This is a genomic window from Mycolicibacillus trivialis (assembly GCF_002102395.1).
Classification (GTDB): domain Bacteria; phylum Actinomycetota; class Actinomycetes; order Mycobacteriales; family Mycobacteriaceae; genus Mycobacterium; species Mycobacterium triviale.
Genome location: NZ_LQPZ01000008.1, coordinates 124,507 through 139,577 on the forward strand (window position 1 = coordinate 124,507; position 15,071 = coordinate 139,577).

At 71.9% G+C, this 15,071-nt stretch carries 14 protein-coding genes; 10 read left to right on the top strand and 4 right to left on the bottom strand.

The features are described 5' to 3' along the window. Window positions 1-4: 4 nt before the first annotated feature. From uvrC to ppc, 10 genes are all read left to right on the top strand, one after another. Window positions 5-1,954, top strand: a complete 1,950-nt coding sequence (gene uvrC / locus AWC30_RS02110; RefSeq protein WP_085108183.1) for an excinuclease ABC subunit UvrC — start codon at window positions 5-7, stop codon at window positions 1,952-1,954. Continuing rightward, complete coding sequence (gene rapZ, locus AWC30_RS02115; RefSeq protein WP_085108186.1) at window positions 1,951-2,850, top strand: RNase adapter RapZ; 900 nt, start codon at window positions 1,951-1,953, stop codon at window positions 2,848-2,850. Before uvrC ends, rapZ begins: the two co-directional genes overlap by 4 nt. A gap of 10 nt (window positions 2,851-2,860) precedes the next feature. Then, window positions 2,861-3,910: a uridine diphosphate-N-acetylglucosamine-binding protein YvcK gene (gene yvcK, locus AWC30_RS02120; protein WP_085108189.1), complete on the top strand. Its 1,050-nt coding sequence runs from the start codon at window positions 2,861-2,863 to the stop codon at window positions 3,908-3,910. Further along, window positions 3,907-4,884, top strand: coding sequence for a DNA-binding protein WhiA (gene whiA, locus AWC30_RS02125; protein ID WP_085108628.1), 978 nt, complete (start codon window positions 3,907-3,909; stop codon window positions 4,882-4,884). The genes yvcK and whiA overlap by 4 nt, the downstream gene beginning before the upstream one ends. A 122-nt stretch (window positions 4,885-5,006) precedes the next feature. Next, window positions 5,007-6,029, top strand: a complete 1,023-nt coding sequence (gene gap / locus AWC30_RS02130; protein WP_085108193.1) for a type I glyceraldehyde-3-phosphate dehydrogenase — start codon at window positions 5,007-5,009, stop codon at window positions 6,027-6,029. Further along, window positions 6,026-7,252, top strand: a complete 1,227-nt coding sequence (locus AWC30_RS02135) for a phosphoglycerate kinase (RefSeq protein ID WP_085108196.1) — start codon at window positions 6,026-6,028, stop codon at window positions 7,250-7,252. The genes gap and AWC30_RS02135 overlap by 4 nt, the downstream gene beginning before the upstream one ends. 34 nt (window positions 7,253-7,286) lie before the next feature. After that, a complete protein-coding gene (gene tpiA, locus AWC30_RS02140) occupies window positions 7,287-8,072 on the top strand; it encodes a triose-phosphate isomerase (protein ID WP_085108199.1) in 786 nt (261 codons plus the stop codon). A 76-nt stretch (window positions 8,073-8,148) separates the two neighbouring features. Beyond that, window positions 8,149-8,376: a hypothetical protein gene (locus AWC30_RS02145; protein ID WP_085108202.1), complete on the top strand. Its 228-nt coding sequence runs from the start codon at window positions 8,149-8,151 to the stop codon at window positions 8,374-8,376. A gap of 32 nt (window positions 8,377-8,408) precedes the next feature. Next, window positions 8,409-8,645, top strand: coding sequence for a preprotein translocase subunit SecG (gene secG, locus AWC30_RS02150; protein ID WP_085108205.1), 237 nt, complete (start codon window positions 8,409-8,411; stop codon window positions 8,643-8,645). Window positions 8,646-8,667: 22 nt separating this feature from the next. Further along, window positions 8,668-11,505: a phosphoenolpyruvate carboxylase gene (ppc, locus tag AWC30_RS02155; protein WP_085108208.1), complete on the top strand. Its 2,838-nt coding sequence runs from the start codon at window positions 8,668-8,670 to the stop codon at window positions 11,503-11,505. Between the two features lie 14 nt (window positions 11,506-11,519). Here the strand turns inward: ppc and AWC30_RS02160 are convergent, their stop codons facing one another. From AWC30_RS02160 to zwf, 4 genes are read right to left on the bottom strand one after another with little or no spacing between them, the layout of a single operon-like run. Further along, window positions 11,520-11,894 (bottom strand): hypothetical protein, encoded by a 375-nt coding sequence (locus tag AWC30_RS02160; protein WP_085108211.1) that lies wholly within the window; start codon window positions 11,892-11,894, stop codon window positions 11,520-11,522. A gap of 8 nt (window positions 11,895-11,902) precedes the next feature. After that, window positions 11,903-12,631 (bottom strand): 6-phosphogluconolactonase, encoded by a 729-nt coding sequence (pgl, locus tag AWC30_RS02165; RefSeq protein ID WP_085108215.1) that lies wholly within the window; start codon window positions 12,629-12,631, stop codon window positions 11,903-11,905. Next, entirely contained in the window at window positions 12,628-13,542 is a 915-nt protein-coding gene (gene opcA, locus AWC30_RS02170) for a glucose-6-phosphate dehydrogenase assembly protein OpcA (protein ID WP_085108632.1), read from the bottom strand. The genes pgl and opcA overlap by 4 nt, the downstream gene beginning before the upstream one ends. Next, window positions 13,539-15,020, bottom strand: coding sequence for a glucose-6-phosphate dehydrogenase (zwf, locus tag AWC30_RS02175; protein ID WP_085108630.1), 1,482 nt, complete (start codon window positions 15,018-15,020; stop codon window positions 13,539-13,541). Before zwf ends, opcA begins: the two co-directional genes overlap by 4 nt. Window positions 15,021-15,071 lie beyond the last annotated feature (51 nt).

Genomic DNA, 15,071 nt, shown 5'->3' on the forward strand with positions numbered 1-15,071 from the left:
AGGCGTGCCCGACCCCGCGACCTACCGGCCGGCGCCCGGCTCCATCCCGGTGGAACCGGGCGTCTACCGCTTCCTCGACATCCACGGCCGGGTCATCTACGTGGGCAAGGCGAAAAACCTGCGCAGCCGGCTGACGTCCTACTTCGCCGACATCGCCGGGCTGCACCCGCGCACCCGACAGATGGTGACCACCGCGGCCAATGTCGAGTGGACAGTGGTCAGCACCGAAGTCGAGGCGCTCCAGCTGGAATACAACTGGATCAAGGAGTTCGACCCGCGGTTCAACGTCCGCTACCGCGACGACAAGACCTACCCGGTGCTCGCGGTCACCCTCAACGAGCAATACCCGCGGCTGATGGTCTACCGCGGCCCGCGACGCAAAGGGGTGCGCTACTTCGGCCCGTACTCCCATGCCTGGGCGATCCGGGAGACCCTCGATCTGCTCACCCGGGTGTTCCCGGCACGCACCTGCTCGGCCGGGGTGTTCCGGCGCCACCAGCAGATCGGCCGGCCCTGCCTGCTCGGCTACATCGACAAGTGCGCCGCGCCGTGCGTGGACCGGGTCAGCGCCGAGGAACACCGCAAGATCGTCGAGGACTTCTGCGACTTCCTGTCCGGCAAGACCGACCGGTTCGCGCGGAACCTGGAACAGCAGATGGCCGCCGCCGCAGAAGATCTCGACTTCGAGCGGGCCGCCCGGCTTCGCGACGACCTGGCCGCACTGCGCCGCGCCATGGAGAAGCAGGCCGTGGTGCTCGGCGACGGCACCGACGCCGACGTCATGGCCTTCGCCGAGGACGAGTTGGAGGCCGCCGTCCAGGTCTTCCACGTGCGCGGTGGCCGGGTCCGGGGGCAACGCGGCTGGATCGTCGAAAAGTCCGGCGACCCCGACGATTCCGGCTCCGAGCGGTTGGTCGAGCAGTTCCTCACCCAGTTCTACGGCGACCAGGCCGCGCTGGACGGCGCGGCCGACGGCGGCGGGGGCGCGGTCGACGAAGCCGCCAACCCGGTGCCGCGCGAAGTGCTGGTGCCGTGCCTGCCGTCCGGTGCCGAGCAGGTCGGCCAGTGGCTGTCCGGGCTGCGCGGATCGCGGGTGGTGCTGCGGGTCCCGCAGCGCGGGGACAAGAAATCGCTGGCGGACACGGTGCACCGCAATGCCGTCGAGGCGCTGCAGCAGCACAAACTGCGCCGGGCAGGGGATTTCACCGCCCGCTCGGCGGCGCTGCAAAGCATCCAGGACGCACTCGGGCTGGCCGAGGCGCCACTGCGCATCGAATGCGTCGACGTCAGCCACGTGCAGGGCACCGACGTCGTCGCATCGCTGGTGGTGTTCGAAGACGGGCTGCCGCGCCGCTCGGACTACCGGCGGTTCGAGATCCGCGGCGCCGCGGGTGACGGACGCTCCGACGACGTCGCCTCCATCGCCGAGGTCACCCGCCGCCGCTTCGCCCGCCACCTGGAAGAGCAGCAAGCCCTTGCCCCGGAAGGCAAGTCACGGCGCTTCGCCTACCCGCCGAACCTGTTCGTGGTCGACGGCGGCGCCCCGCAGGTCAACGCGGCCGCCGCGGCGCTGGACGACCTCGGCATCCGCGACGTGGCGGTGATCGGGCTGGCCAAACGCCTCGAGGAGGTGTGGGTGCCCGCCGAACCGGACCCGGTGATCCTGCCGCGGCGCAGCGACGGGCTCTACCTGCTGCAGCGCGTCCGTGACGAGGCGCACCGCTTCGCCATCGCCTACCACCGCAGCAAACGCTCCAAACGGATGACCGCCTCGGCGCTGGACTCGGTCCGCGGGCTGGGGGAGACTCGCCGCCGTGCCCTGGTCAGTCATTTCGGTTCGGTGGCGGCCATCCGCAGCGCCACCGTGGAGGAGATCAGCACCGTGCCCGGGATCGGCGCGGTGACCGCCGCGGCGGTGCTCGCCGCACTCAGCGAGGAGCCGACACAGCGATGACCCCGGCCGACAACCCCGCCGACGCAATCGGAGCCGGCATCGACGTGGTGCTGGTGACCGGCCTCTCCGGCGCCGGGCGCGGCACCGCGGCCAAGGTGCTCGAAGACCTCGGCTGGTATGTCGCCGACAACCTGCCGCCCGAATTGATCACCCGCATGGTGGATCTGGGGCTGGCGGCCGGCTCACGGATCACCGAACTCGCCGTGGTGATGGACGTACGCTCCCGCGGCTTCACCGGGGACCTGGACTGGGTGCGCACCGACCTGGCCACCCGCGGCATCATTCCGCGGGTGCTGTTCCTCGACGCCTCCGACGACATGCTGGTGCGCCGCTACGAACACAACCGGCGCAGCCACCCACTGCAGGGCCAACAGACCCTCACCGAGGGCATCGCCGCCGAACGGCGGCTGCTGGAACCGGTCCGCGCCGCCGCAGATCTGGTCATCGACACCTCGACCATGTCGGTGCGCGAACTGCGCGAGACGATCGAGGACGCGTTCGGCAACGAGGCGGCGGCCCAGACCTCGGTCACCCTGGAGTCCTTCGGCTTCAAATACGGGCTGCCGATGGATGCCGACATGGTGATGGACGTGCGGTTCCTGCCCAACCCGCACTGGGTCGACGAACTGCGGCCGCGCACCGGGCAGGACCCGGCGGTCAGCGACTACGTCCTGCGCCAACCGGGTGCGACGGCATTCCTGGATACGTACCATCGACTGCTGTCGCTGGTTGTCGACGGCTACCGCCGGGAGGGGAAGCGCTACATGACGGTTGCGATCGGTTGCACCGGCGGAAAACACCGCAGTGTGGCCATCGCCGAGGAACTGGCGCGTCGCCTCGAACCCGACGACGGGCTGTCGGTGCGGGTGCTGCACCGGGACCTGGGCCGCGAATGAGGCCGCGCCGATGAGGCAGGGCAACGACCTGAGCATCGTCGCCCTCGGCGGCGGCCACGGCCTGTACGCGACGCTGTCGGCGGCCCGCCGGCTCACCCCGCGGGTCACCGCGGTGGTCACCGTCGCCGACGACGGCGGATCCTCCGGCCGGCTGCGCAGCGAGATCGACATCGTCCCGCCCGGCGACCTGCGGATGGCGTTGGCGGCGCTGGCCTCCGACAGCCCGCAGGGTCGGCTGTGGGCCACCATCATCCAGCACCGGTTCGGCGGCAGCGGCGCGTTGGCCGGCCACCCGATCGGCAACCTGATGCTCGCCGGGCTCAGCGAGGTCCTCAACGACCCGGTCGCCGCCCTCGACGAGCTGGGCCGGGTGCTCGGGGTCAAGGGCCGGGTGCTGCCGATGTGCCCGATCGCGCTGCAGATCGAGGCCGACGTCGCCGGCCTGGAGACCGACCCGCGGATGTTCCGGGTGATCCGCGGCCAGGTCGCGGTCGCGACCACCCCGGGCAAGGTGCGCCGGGTGCGGCTGCAGCCGGGCAACCCGCCGGCCACCCGGCAGGCCGTCGACGCGATCATGGCCGCCGACCTGGTGGTGCTCGGGCCGGGCTCCTGGTTCACCAGCGTGATCCCGCACGTGCTGGTGCCGGAGCTGGCCGTCGCGCTGCGCGAGACCGCGGCGCGGCGCGCCCTGGTGCTCAACCTGGTCGCCGAGCCGGGGGAGACCGCCGGCTTCTCCACCGAACGGCACCTGCACGTGCTGGCCCAGCATGCGCCCGGATTCACCGTCCACGACGTCATCGTCGACGCGGCCGGGGTGGCCGGGGAACGCGAACGCGACCAGTTGCGGCGGGCCGCAACCCTGCTGGACGCCGCCGTCCAGTTTGCCGACGTGGCCCGACCTGGTACACCTTTACATGACCCGGGCAAGCTGGCCGCCGCGTTGGACGCGGTGCGGATGCGCGGTGCCGGCTCGGCGGCAGCCACCGCCCCGGTGCGGGTCGAGCACTCACGGCAGCGTGCCGGTGCGGAGGGTCCGGGAGGTGACGACGGGTGGCGATGACGGCCCAGGTCAAAGAGGAGCTGAGTCGGCTGCCGGTGACCGCGGTCAGCGCCCGGCGCGCCGAGGTGGCCTCGCTGCTGCGCTTCGCCGGTGGCCTGCACATCGTCAACGGCCGGGTGGTCGTGGAGGCCGAACTGGACCTCGACGGCATCGCCCGGCGGCTGCGCAAGGACATCTTCGACCTGTACGGCTACACCGCCAACGTGCGGGTGTTGCCGGCCACCGGGATCCGCAAGAGCACCCGGTATGTGCTGCAGGTCGCCGCCGACGGGGAGGCGCTGGCCCGCCAGACCGGGCTGCTGGACCTGCGCGGCCGGCCGGTGCGCGGACTGCCCGCCCAGGTCGTCGGCGGCAGCGTCATCGATTCCGAAGCCGCCTGGCGCGGCGCGTTTCTGGCGCACGGCTCGCTCACCGAGCCGGGCCGGTCCTCGGCGTTGGAGGTCAACTGCCCCGGACCGGAGGCGGCGCTGGCGCTGGTGGGTGCGGCCCGGCGGCTGGGGGTGGCCGCCAAGGCGCGCGAGGTCCGCGGTGTCGACCGGGTGGTGGTGCGGGACGGCGAGGCCATCGGGGCGCTGCTGACCCGGATGGGCGCCCAGGACACCCGGGTGATCTGGGAGGAACGCCGGATGCGCCGCGAGGTGCGGGCCACCGCCAACCGGCTGGCCAACTTCGACGACGCCAACCTGCGCCGCTCGGCGCGGGCCGCGGTCGCCGCCGCGGCCCGGGTGGAACGCGCCCTGGAGATCCTCGGCGACACCGTGCCCGCCCACCTGGCCGAGGCCGGGAAGCTGCGCGTCGAGCACCGGCAGGCGTCGCTGGAGGAACTGGGCCGGCTGGCCGACCCGCCGATGACCAAGGACGCGGTGGCCGGGCGGATCCGCCGGCTGCTGTCGATGGCCGACCGCAAAGCCAAGCAGGACGGGGTGCCCGACACCGAGTCGGCGGTCACCCCCGACCTGCTCGAGGACGCCTGAGTCGCCACCGGACCGGGAGCGGCAGGGCTGCACGTCCGCGCCGTGCCCGCGCCCATTAGGCTGGTCGGCGGAGCACACCGCAGACTTCCGCAAGCACCTTCGGCAGAAATGAGGAGAGACCAGTGACGGTCCGGGTAGGTATCAACGGCTTCGGTCGAATCGGGCGCAACTTCTTCCGGGCGTTGGACGCCCAGCAGGCGCAGGGCAACGGCCCGGACGTCGAGATCGTGGCGGTCAACGACCTCACCGACAACGCCACCCTGGCCCACCTGCTCAAGTTCGACTCCATCCTGGGCCGGCTGCCGCACGAGGTCAGCCTGGAGGGTGAGGACACCATCGTCGTCGGCTCCACCAAGATCAAGGCGCTGGAGGTCAAGGAGGGCCCGGCCGCCCTGCCCTGGGGCGACCTGGGCGTGGACGTCGTCGTGGAGTCCACCGGCATCTTCACCAAGCGGGACAAGGCGCAGGGCCACCTCGACGCCGGCGCCAAGAAGGTCATCATCTCCGCGCCGGCCACCGACCCGGACATCACCGTCTGCCTGGGCGTCAACGACGGCGACTACGACGGCAGCCAGAAGATCATCTCCAACGCCTCCTGCACCACCAACTGCCTGGCCCCGCTGGCCAAGGTGCTGCACGACGAGTTCGGCATCGTCAAGGGCCTGATGACCACCATCCACGCCTACACCCAGGACCAGAACCTGCAGGACGGCCCGCACTCCGACCTGCGTCGCGCCCGCGCCGCCGCGGTCAACATCGTGCCGACCTCCACCGGCGCGGCCAAGGCGATCGGGCTGGTGATGCCCGAACTGAGGGGCAAGCTCGACGGCTACGCGCTGCGGGTGCCGATCCCCACCGGTTCGGTGACCGACCTGACCGCGCACCTGGCCAAGTCGGCCACGGTCGAGGACATCAACGCCGCGTTCAAATCCGCTGCCGACGGCCCGCTCAAGGGCGTGCTGAAGTACTACGACGTGCCGATCGTCTCCGCCGACATCGTCACCGACCCGCACTCCTCGCTCTACGACGCCGGTCTGACCAAGGTCATCGACGACCAGGCGAAGGTGGTGTCCTGGTACGACAACGAGTGGGGTTACTCCAACCGGCTGGTCGACCTGGTCGCCCTGGTCGGCACATCGCTGTGAGCATCCCCAACCTCGACGACCTGCTGGCCGAAGGGGTCTCGGGCCGCGGGGTGCTGGTCCGCAGCGACCTCAACGTTCCGCTGGACGCCGACGGTGCCATCACCGACCCGGGCCGCATCGACGCGTCGGCGCCCACCCTGCAGGCCTTGGTGGACGCCGGCGCCAAGGTGGTGGTCGCCGCGCACCTGGGCAGGCCCAAGGGCGAGCCCGACCCGAAGCTGTCCCTGGCGCCGGTCGCCGCGGCCCTCGGGCAACGGCTGGGCCGGCACGTCCAACTGGCCGGCGATGTGGTGGGCACCGACGCGCTGGCCCGCGCCGAGGGCCTGACCGACGGGGACGTGCTGCTGCTGGAGAACGTCCGGTTCGACCCGCGGGAGACCAGCAAGGACGACGCGGAGCGGCGCGCGCTGGCCGAACAGCTCGCCGAACTGGTGGCCGCCCCCGACGGCAGCCCCGGGGCCTTCGTCTCCGACGGGTTCGGGGTGGTGCACCGCAAGCAGGCCTCGGTCTACGACGTGGCGGGCTTGCTGCCGCACTACGCGGGCACCCTGGTCGCCGCCGAGGTCGCGGTGCTCGAGCAGTTGACCACCTCCACCGAACGGCCGTACGCGGTGGTGCTGGGCGGTTCGAAGGTCTCCGACAAGCTCGCGGTCATCGAGTCGTTGGCCGGCAAGGCCGACAGCCTGGTGATCGGCGGCGGCATGTGCTTCACCTTCCTGGCCGCCCAGGGCCTGCCGGTGGGCACCTCGCTGGTGCAGCCGGAGATGGTCGACACCTGCAAACGGCTGCTGGAGACCTACCACGACGTGATCCGGCTGCCCGTCGACGTCGTCGTCGCCCCGGAGTTCGACGCCGACGCGCCCGCCGAGGTGGTCCCCGCCGACCGGATCCCCGACGACCGGATGGGCCTGGACATCGGGCCGGGCTCGGTGGAGCGGTTCACCGCCCTGCTGACCAACGCCCGCACCGTGTTCTGGAACGGGCCGATGGGGGTCTTCGAGTTCCCGGCGTTCGCCGCGGGCACCAAGGGTGTCGCCGAGGCGATCGCCACCGCCACCGGTCGCGGCGCGTTCTCCGTCGTCGGCGGCGGTGACTCGGCGGCCGCCGTGCGCACCCTGGGTCTGCCCGACGACGGCTTCTCGCACATCTCCACCGGGGGCGGCGCCTCCCTGGAGTACCTCGAGGGCAAGACCCTGCCCGGCCTGGACGTACTGAACAACTGACCCCCGCACCCGACCCCCGCATCGAAGGACAGCCATGAGCCGCAAGCCGCTGATCGCCGGCAACTGGAAGATGAACCTCAACCACTTCGAGGCGATCGCCCTGGTGCAGAAGATCGCGTTTTCGTTGCCGGACAAGTACTTCGATAAGGTCGACGTCACGGTGCTGCCGCCGTTCACCGACCTGCGCAGCGTGCAGAGCCTGGTCGACGGCGACAAGCTGCGGCTGACCTACGGCGCCCAGGACCTCTCCCAGCACGACTCCGGCGCCTACACCGGCGAGATCAGCGGTGCCTTCCTGGCCAAGCTGGGCTGCAGTTTCGTGGTGGTCGGGCACTCCGAACGGCGCAGCTACCACGGCGAGGACGACGCGCTGGTGGCCGCCAAGGCGGCCGCCGCCCTCAAACACGAGATCACCCCGATCGTCTGCGTGGGGGAGGGCCTGGAGGTCCGGGAGGCCGGCGGCCACGTCGAGCACTGCACCGAGCAGGTGCGCGGTTCGCTGGCCGGGCTGTCCGCGGAGCAGATCGCTGCCTGCGTCATCGCCTACGAACCGGTCTGGGCGATCGGCACCGGCCGGGTGGCCGGTCCCGCCGACGCCCAGGAGGTGTGCAAGGAGATCCGTGGGGTGCTGGCCGAACTGGCCTCCCCGGCGGTCGCCGACGCCGTGCGGGTGCTCTACGGCGGTTCGGTCAACGCCAAGAACATCGGCGAGCTCATCGCCAGCGATGACGTCGACGGCGCGCTGGTGGGCGGGGCGTCGCTGGACGGCGAGCAGTTCGCCACGCTGTCCGCGATCGCCGCGGGCGGCCCGCTGCCGTAACTGCGACCGCCGTGGCGACCGGTGTGCTGTACTTGACAATGAGTACCACGAAGCGACGGATGGCTGGGGGACGGACATGACGGTGCAGGACGGCAAGGACGTGACCACCGACAGTCGGGTGCGGGTGTTCGCCGGCACCGACGCGGAGGCCACCGGGGTGGTCGTCGACGACTTCGGTGAGGCCGCCGGATTCGCCGTCGAGGTCGGCGGCAACCACATCGCCGACCCCGCCCGCCGCTACGCGGTGCTCCTCGACGACGGTGGACTGGTCTTCGCCGACACCGCCGACCTCGCCGCCGAATAGCCGGCCGGGACCGGTGCGGTAGGGTAACGCCCATGGTTTTGACCCTGCAGATCCTCCTGGTGGTCACCAGCATCCTGGTGATGCTGCTGGTGCTGCTGCACCGGGCCAAGGGCGGCGGGCTGTCCACCCTGTTCGGTGGCGGCGTCCAGTCCAGCCTGTCCGGGTCGACCGTGGTGGAGAAGAACCTCGACCGTCTGACGCTGTTCGTCTCCGGCATCTGGATCGTGTCGATCGTCGGCATCGGTCTGCTGATCAAGTACGGCGGTTGACCCGCACCGTGATACTGGGGGGATGAGCTCTTCCCCCGACACCGACCCCGGCACGGACTCCGCCCTGGCCCCGATCGGGGCGGTCCACCGCACCCACATCGGCCGGGAGGCCACCGAACCGCTGCGCGCCGATATCCGTCTGCTCGGCGCCATCCTCGGCGACACCATCCGCGAACAGCACGGTGACGAGGTGTTCGACCTGGTCGAGCGGGCCCGGGTGGAGTCGTTCCGGGTGCGCCGCTCCGAGATCGACCGCGCGGACCTGGCGGCGATGTTCGCCGGGCTGGACACCGCCGCGGCGATCCCGGTGATCCGGGCGTTCAGCCATTTTGCGCTCTTGGCCAACGTGGCCGAGGACATCCACCGGGAACGTCGCCGGGCCGTGCACGTCGCCGCCGGTGAACCACCACCGGACTCCAGCCTGGCCGCCACCTACGCCAAGCTGGACCGGTTGCGCACCGCCGGACAGTTGGAGACCCCCGCGGTCACCGCGGCGCTGGCCGGCGCCCTGGTCGGGCCGGTCATCACCGCCCATCCCACCGAGACCCGCCGCCGCAGCGTGTTCACCACCCAGCACCGCATCACCGCGCTGATGCGGCGGCGCGCCGCCGGGCACACCACCACCGATGACGGCCGCGACATCGACCTGCAGCTACGCCAAGCGATCCTGCTGCTGTGGCAGACCGCGCTGACCCGGCTGACCCGCCCACAGCTCACCGACGAGATCAAGATGGGGCTGCGCTACTACCCGGCGGCGTTCTTCGACGTGGTGCCGCGGCTCAACGCGGAGCTGCGCGCCGCGCTGCGGCAGCGCTGGCCCGATCCCGCACTACTGGCCGAACCGATCCTGCGGATGGGCTCCTGGATCGGCGGGGACCGCGACGGCAACCCGAACGTCACCGCCGAGGTGGTCCGCTACGCCACCGGCAGCGCGGCCTACACCCTGTTCACCCACTACCTCGGTGAACTGCGGGAGCTGGGCCGGGAGCTGTCGCTGTCGGGGCGGCTGGTCACCGTCAGCCCGGCGCTGAGCGCGCTGGCCGGCGCGGTGGGGTCGGACTCCAGCGACGACGAACCGTACCGGCAGGTGATCGACCTGATCCGGGCGCGGCTCTCGGCGACCGCGACCGCCCTGCTCGACCGCGACCCGCCGGAACTGCTGACCCTGGACGTGCCGGCCTACCGCACCGCCGCGGAACTGCGCGCCGACCTCGACACCGTCGACACGTCGCTGCGCGGGCACGGCAGCAGTGTGCTCGCCGACGACCGGCTGGCGCGGCTGCGCGAGGCGGTGCACGTGTTCGGCTTCCATCTCAGCGGCCTGGACCTGCGGCAGAACTCCGACGTGCACGAGGAGGTGATCGCCGAACTCCTGGCCTGGGCGGGGGTGCACCCGGACTACGCCGGCCTCGGCGAGGACGAGCGGGTGGCGCTCTTGGCCGGCGAGCTGGCCACCCGCCGCCCGCTGCTGCGGCCCGGGGCGGAGCTCTCCGAGGTCGCCACCCGCGAACTCGGGGTGCTCACCGAGGCCGCCCGCGCGGTCGCGGCGTTCGGGGAGCAGGCGGTGCCCAACTACGTGATCTCGATGTGCCGGTCGGTCTCGGACATGCTGGAGGCGGCGGTCCTGCTCAAGGAGGTGGGCCTGCTCGACGCGGCCGGACCCGAGGTGATCAGCCCGGTCGGGGTGGTACCGCTGTTCGAAACCATCGACGACCTGCAGCGCGGCGCCCGGATTCTCACCGACGCCCTCGCGCTGCCCGGCTACCGGGCGCTGGTCGCCGCGCGCGCCGACACCCAGGAGGTCATGCTCGGATATTCCGACTCCAACAAGGACGGCGGGTACCTCGCGGCGAACTGGGCGCTCTACCGCGCCGAGCAGGCACTGGTCGACGCTGCGCGGGCCGGCGGGATCCGGCTGCGGCTGTTCCACGGGCGCGGCGGCACCGTCGGGCGTGGCGGCGGCCCCAGCTACGAGGCGATCCTGGCCCAGCCGCCCGGCGCGGTGGCCGGCGCGTTGCGGCTGACCGAGCAGGGCGAGGTGATCGCCGCGAAATACGCCGAGCCGCGCGCCGCGCACCGCAACCTCGAGGCGCTGCTGGCCGCCACCTTGGAGTCGACCCTGCTCGACGTCGAGGGCCTCGGCGCCGACGCCGAGACCGCCTACACGGTGCTCGACGACCTGGCCGAGCGCGCCGAGCGCGCCTACGCCGCCCTGGTGCACGACACCCCCGGCTTCGTCGACTATTTCACCGCGTCCACCCCGGTCACCGAGATCGGGGAGCTCAACATCGGCAGCCGGCCCACCAGCCGCAAACCCACCGCCGCGATCGAGGACCTGCGCGCCATCCCGTGGGTGCTGTCCTGGAGCCAGTGCCGGGTGATGCTGCCCGGCTGGTACGGGGTGGGCAGCGCCGTCGAATCCTGGCTGACCGCCGGACCCGAGCCGGAAGCCGACCGACTCGCGGTGCTGCAGGACCTCTACCGCCGGTGGCCGTTTTTCACCACCGTGCTGTCCAACATGGCCCAGGTGCTGGCCAAAACCGATCTGGGCCTGGCCGCCCGCTACGCCGAACTGGTGCCCGACGAGACGCTGCGCGCCCGGGTGTTCGGCAGCATCTGCGACGAGCACCGCCGCACCCTGGCCGCGCACCGGCGCATCACCGGCGACGACAACCTGCTCGCCGACAACCCCGGGCTGGCCCGCTCGGTGTTCAACCGGTTCCCGTACCTGGAGCCGCTCAACCACCTGCAGGTGGAGCTGCTGCGCCGCTACCGGGCCGGCGACGACGACCCGGCGGTGCAGCGCGGCATCCTGCTGACGATGAGCGGGCTGGCCAGCGCGCTGCGCAACAGCGGTTGACGTCGTGTCGAGGGCTAGCGCCGGGTCCAGCCGAACAGCGTGTTCACCGCGCCGCGCATCGCGGCTTCGGCGGTCGCCAGCGGGGTGGCCACCGCGCCGCGGATGTCCTTGAGACCGAGCATGTACTCGACGCGCTCGGCGATCGCCTCCAGCCGGTCGACGACCCGACCGAGCGCGGTGGTCACCTCGTCGAGGCGGCCGAGTGTGGTGTCGAGGTGGTCGAGCGTGCTGTTCAGCGACACCATCGAGTCGTCCAGGCCGTCGATGGTGCCGGACAGCCCGCCGAGCACCTCGTCGAGCTGTCCGACGGTGAGGTCGGCGTTCATCGCCGCCTGCGCCAGGGTCTTGATGCGTTCGCGGGCCGGGGTGCGCTCCGAGCGGTCTGCCATGGCTGCCATTATGGCCGCTGCGGCAGCTTCGCGGCGGCTTCCCGGTCAAGGAGCCACACGGTGTGTTCGCTGCCCACCGCCCCGGCGGCCGGGATGTCGGCCGGATCGGCGCCGCCGACCGCGGCGGCCACCGCGTCGGCCTTGGCCGCCCCGCCGACCACCAGCCACACCTGCCGGGCCCGCCGGATCGCCGGCAGCGTCAGCGTCACCCGCCGCGGCGGCGGCTTGGGGGAGTCGGCCACCCCAACCACCAGCCGGTCGGTTTCGGCGATCGCGGCGGTGTGCGGGAACAGCGAGTTGACGTGGCCTTCGCCGCCCATGCCCAGCAGGTGCACGTCGAACGCGTCGACGCCGGCCACCACCTGCTCGTAGCCGCGGGCCGCGGCGTCGAGGTCGTCGCCGAACTCGCCGTCGCTGGCGGCCATCGCGTGCACGTTGCCCGCCGGGATGGCGATCCGGTCCAGCAGCGCCTCGCGGGCCTGTTTGGCGTTGCGCTCACCGTCGTCGGCGGGCACGAACCGGTCGTCGCCGAAGAACACCTGCACCTTCGACCAGTCCAGGGCGGGCCGGTGGTCGCCGATGTGGCGCAGCAGGCCGATGCCGGTGCCGCCGCCGGTCAGCACGATCGCCGCCCGGCCGCGCGCGGTCAGCGCCGCGTCGATCGCCCCGATCAGCCGGTCGCCTGCGGCGGCCACCAGCGTCGCGGTGTCCGGGTAGACCTGCACGGTGGCGGTCACGGGTACCGCACCCGGTTGATGCCGTCGAGGGCGGCGCGATAGATCTCGTCGCCGTCGAGGCGGCGCAGATCCTCGGCCAGGCACTCGGCCACGTCGCGGCGCGGCAGCGAGATCAGCGTGTCGGGGCGGGCGGTGCGGCTCAAGGTGGCGACAACCCCTTCCTGCGGGCGGCTCAGCGTGATCGTCTCGGAATCACGGATCAACTCGATCCTAAGCTCACCGAACTCCCTGCGCACCGGCGCATCGAGCCGGCTGGCCAGCCAGCCGGCCAGAACGTCCAGCGCCGGTTCGGATTTCAGCCCCGAGACCCGCACGGCGGTGACCGGCTCGTGCGGCGGCTGATCCAGCGCCGAGGCCAGCAGTGCCCGCCAGTAGGTGATCCGGCTCCAGGCCAGGTCGGTGTCGCCGGCGGTGTAACCGGGCAGCCGCCGCCGGATCGCGGCCAGCGGATCGCGGTCGTTGGTCGCGTCGGTCAGCCGCCGGATCGCCAGCCGGCCCAGCGGGTCCTGCGCCGGGGTGGCCGGCGCGTCGTCGGGCCACCACGCCACCACCGGGATGTCCGGCAGCAGAAACGGCAGCACCACGCTGTCGGCGTGCCCGGCCAGCGGGCCGCACAGCCGCAACACCACCACCTCCCCGGCGCCGGCGTCCCCGGCGACCCGCAGCTGCGCGTCCAGTCGGGGCTCCCGGTCGGCGCCGGTGCCGCCCGGGGCCACCACGATCACCCGGCAGGGATGCTCATGGCTGGCCGCGTTGGCGGCGGCGATCGACTCCTCGAGCAGCGCCTCGCCGCTGACCGCGATGATCAGGGTCAACACCCGACCCGTGGTGACCGCGCCGACCTCCTCGCGGACCCGGTCGAGACGCTTGTTGACCGCTGTGGTGCTGGTGTCGGGCAACTCGATGATCACGGCCGCCGCCATTCCCGGCCGGTGCCGGCCAGCATCCGCGCCGCCGACTCCGGGCCCCAGCCGCCCGCCGGATAGGGTTCCGGCGCCCCGTGCGGCGCCCAGTTCGCCAGCACCGGATCCAGGATCTGCCAGGACAACTCCACCTCGGCGTTCACCGGGAACAGCGACGGCTCGCCGAGCAGCACGTCGAGGATGAGCCGCTCGTAGGCCTCGGGGGAGTCCTCGGCGAACGCCGAGCCGTAGGAGAAGTCCATCGTGACGTCGCGGACCTCCATCAGGTGCCCGGGCACCTTCGACCCGAACCGCAACGTGATGCCCTCGTCCGGCTGGACCCGGATCACCAGCGCGTTCTTGCCGAGCTCGTCGGTCATCGTGGAGTCGAACGGCAGATGCGGGGCGCGTTTGAACACCAGCGCGATCTCGGTCACCCGCCGGCCGAGCCGCTTGCCGGTGCGCAGATAGAACGGCACCCCGGCCCAGCGGCGGGTGTCGACCTCCAGGGTGATCGCGGCGAACGTCTCGGTGGTCGAGTCCGGGGCGAACCCCTCCTCCTCGAGCAGACCGACCACCGGCTGGCCGCCCTGCCAGCCGCGGGTGTACTGGCCGCGGGCGGTGGTGCGGTCCAGCGGCTGGGCCAGCCGGGTCGCGGAGAGCACCTTGATCTTCTCCACCTGCAGCTCGGCCGGGCCGAAGCTGACCGGTTCCTCCATCGCGGTCAGCGCCAGCAGCTGCAGCAGGTGGTTCTGGATGACGTCGCGGGCGGCGCCGATGCCGTCGTAGTAGCCGGCCCGCCCGCCCAGCCCGATGTCCTCGGCCATCGTGATCTGCACGTGGTCGACGTAGTGGGCGTTCCAGATCGGGTCGAACAACTGGTTGGCGAAGCGCAGCGCCAGCACGTTCTGCACCGTCTCCTTGCCCAGGTAGTGGTCGATGCGGAACACCGACTCCTCGGGGAAGACGGCGTTGACCACCGCGTTGAGTTCGCGGGCGCTGGCCAGGTCGTGGCCGAACGGCTTCTCGATGACCACCCGGCTCCACCGCCCGCCGCGGGTCTCGGCCAGCCCGGTGCGGTGCAGCTGCTCGCAGACGGTCGGGAACAGTTTCGGCGGCACCGACAGGTAGAAGGCGTGGTTGCCGCCGGTGCCGCGCTCGGCGTCCAACCGGTCGAGGGTCCCGGCCAGCTCGGTGAAGGCGGCGTCGTCGTCGAAACTGCCCGGCACGAACCGGAACCCCTCGGCCAGCCGGTCCCACACCGCCTGACGGAACGGTGTGCGGGCGTGCTCGCGGACCGCCTCGTAGACCACCTGGCCGAAGTCCTCGTCGGCCCAGTCGCGCCGGGCGAACCCGACCAGCGCGAAGTTGGGCGGCAGCAGCCCGCGGTTGGCCAGGTCGTAGATGGCCGGCATCAGCTTCTTGCGCGACAGGTCCCCGGTCACCCCGAAGATGACCACCGCGCACGGTCCCGCGATGCGGGGCATGCGCTTGTCGCGCTTGTCCCGCAGCGGGTTACGCCACGGCCCGCCGGCGGT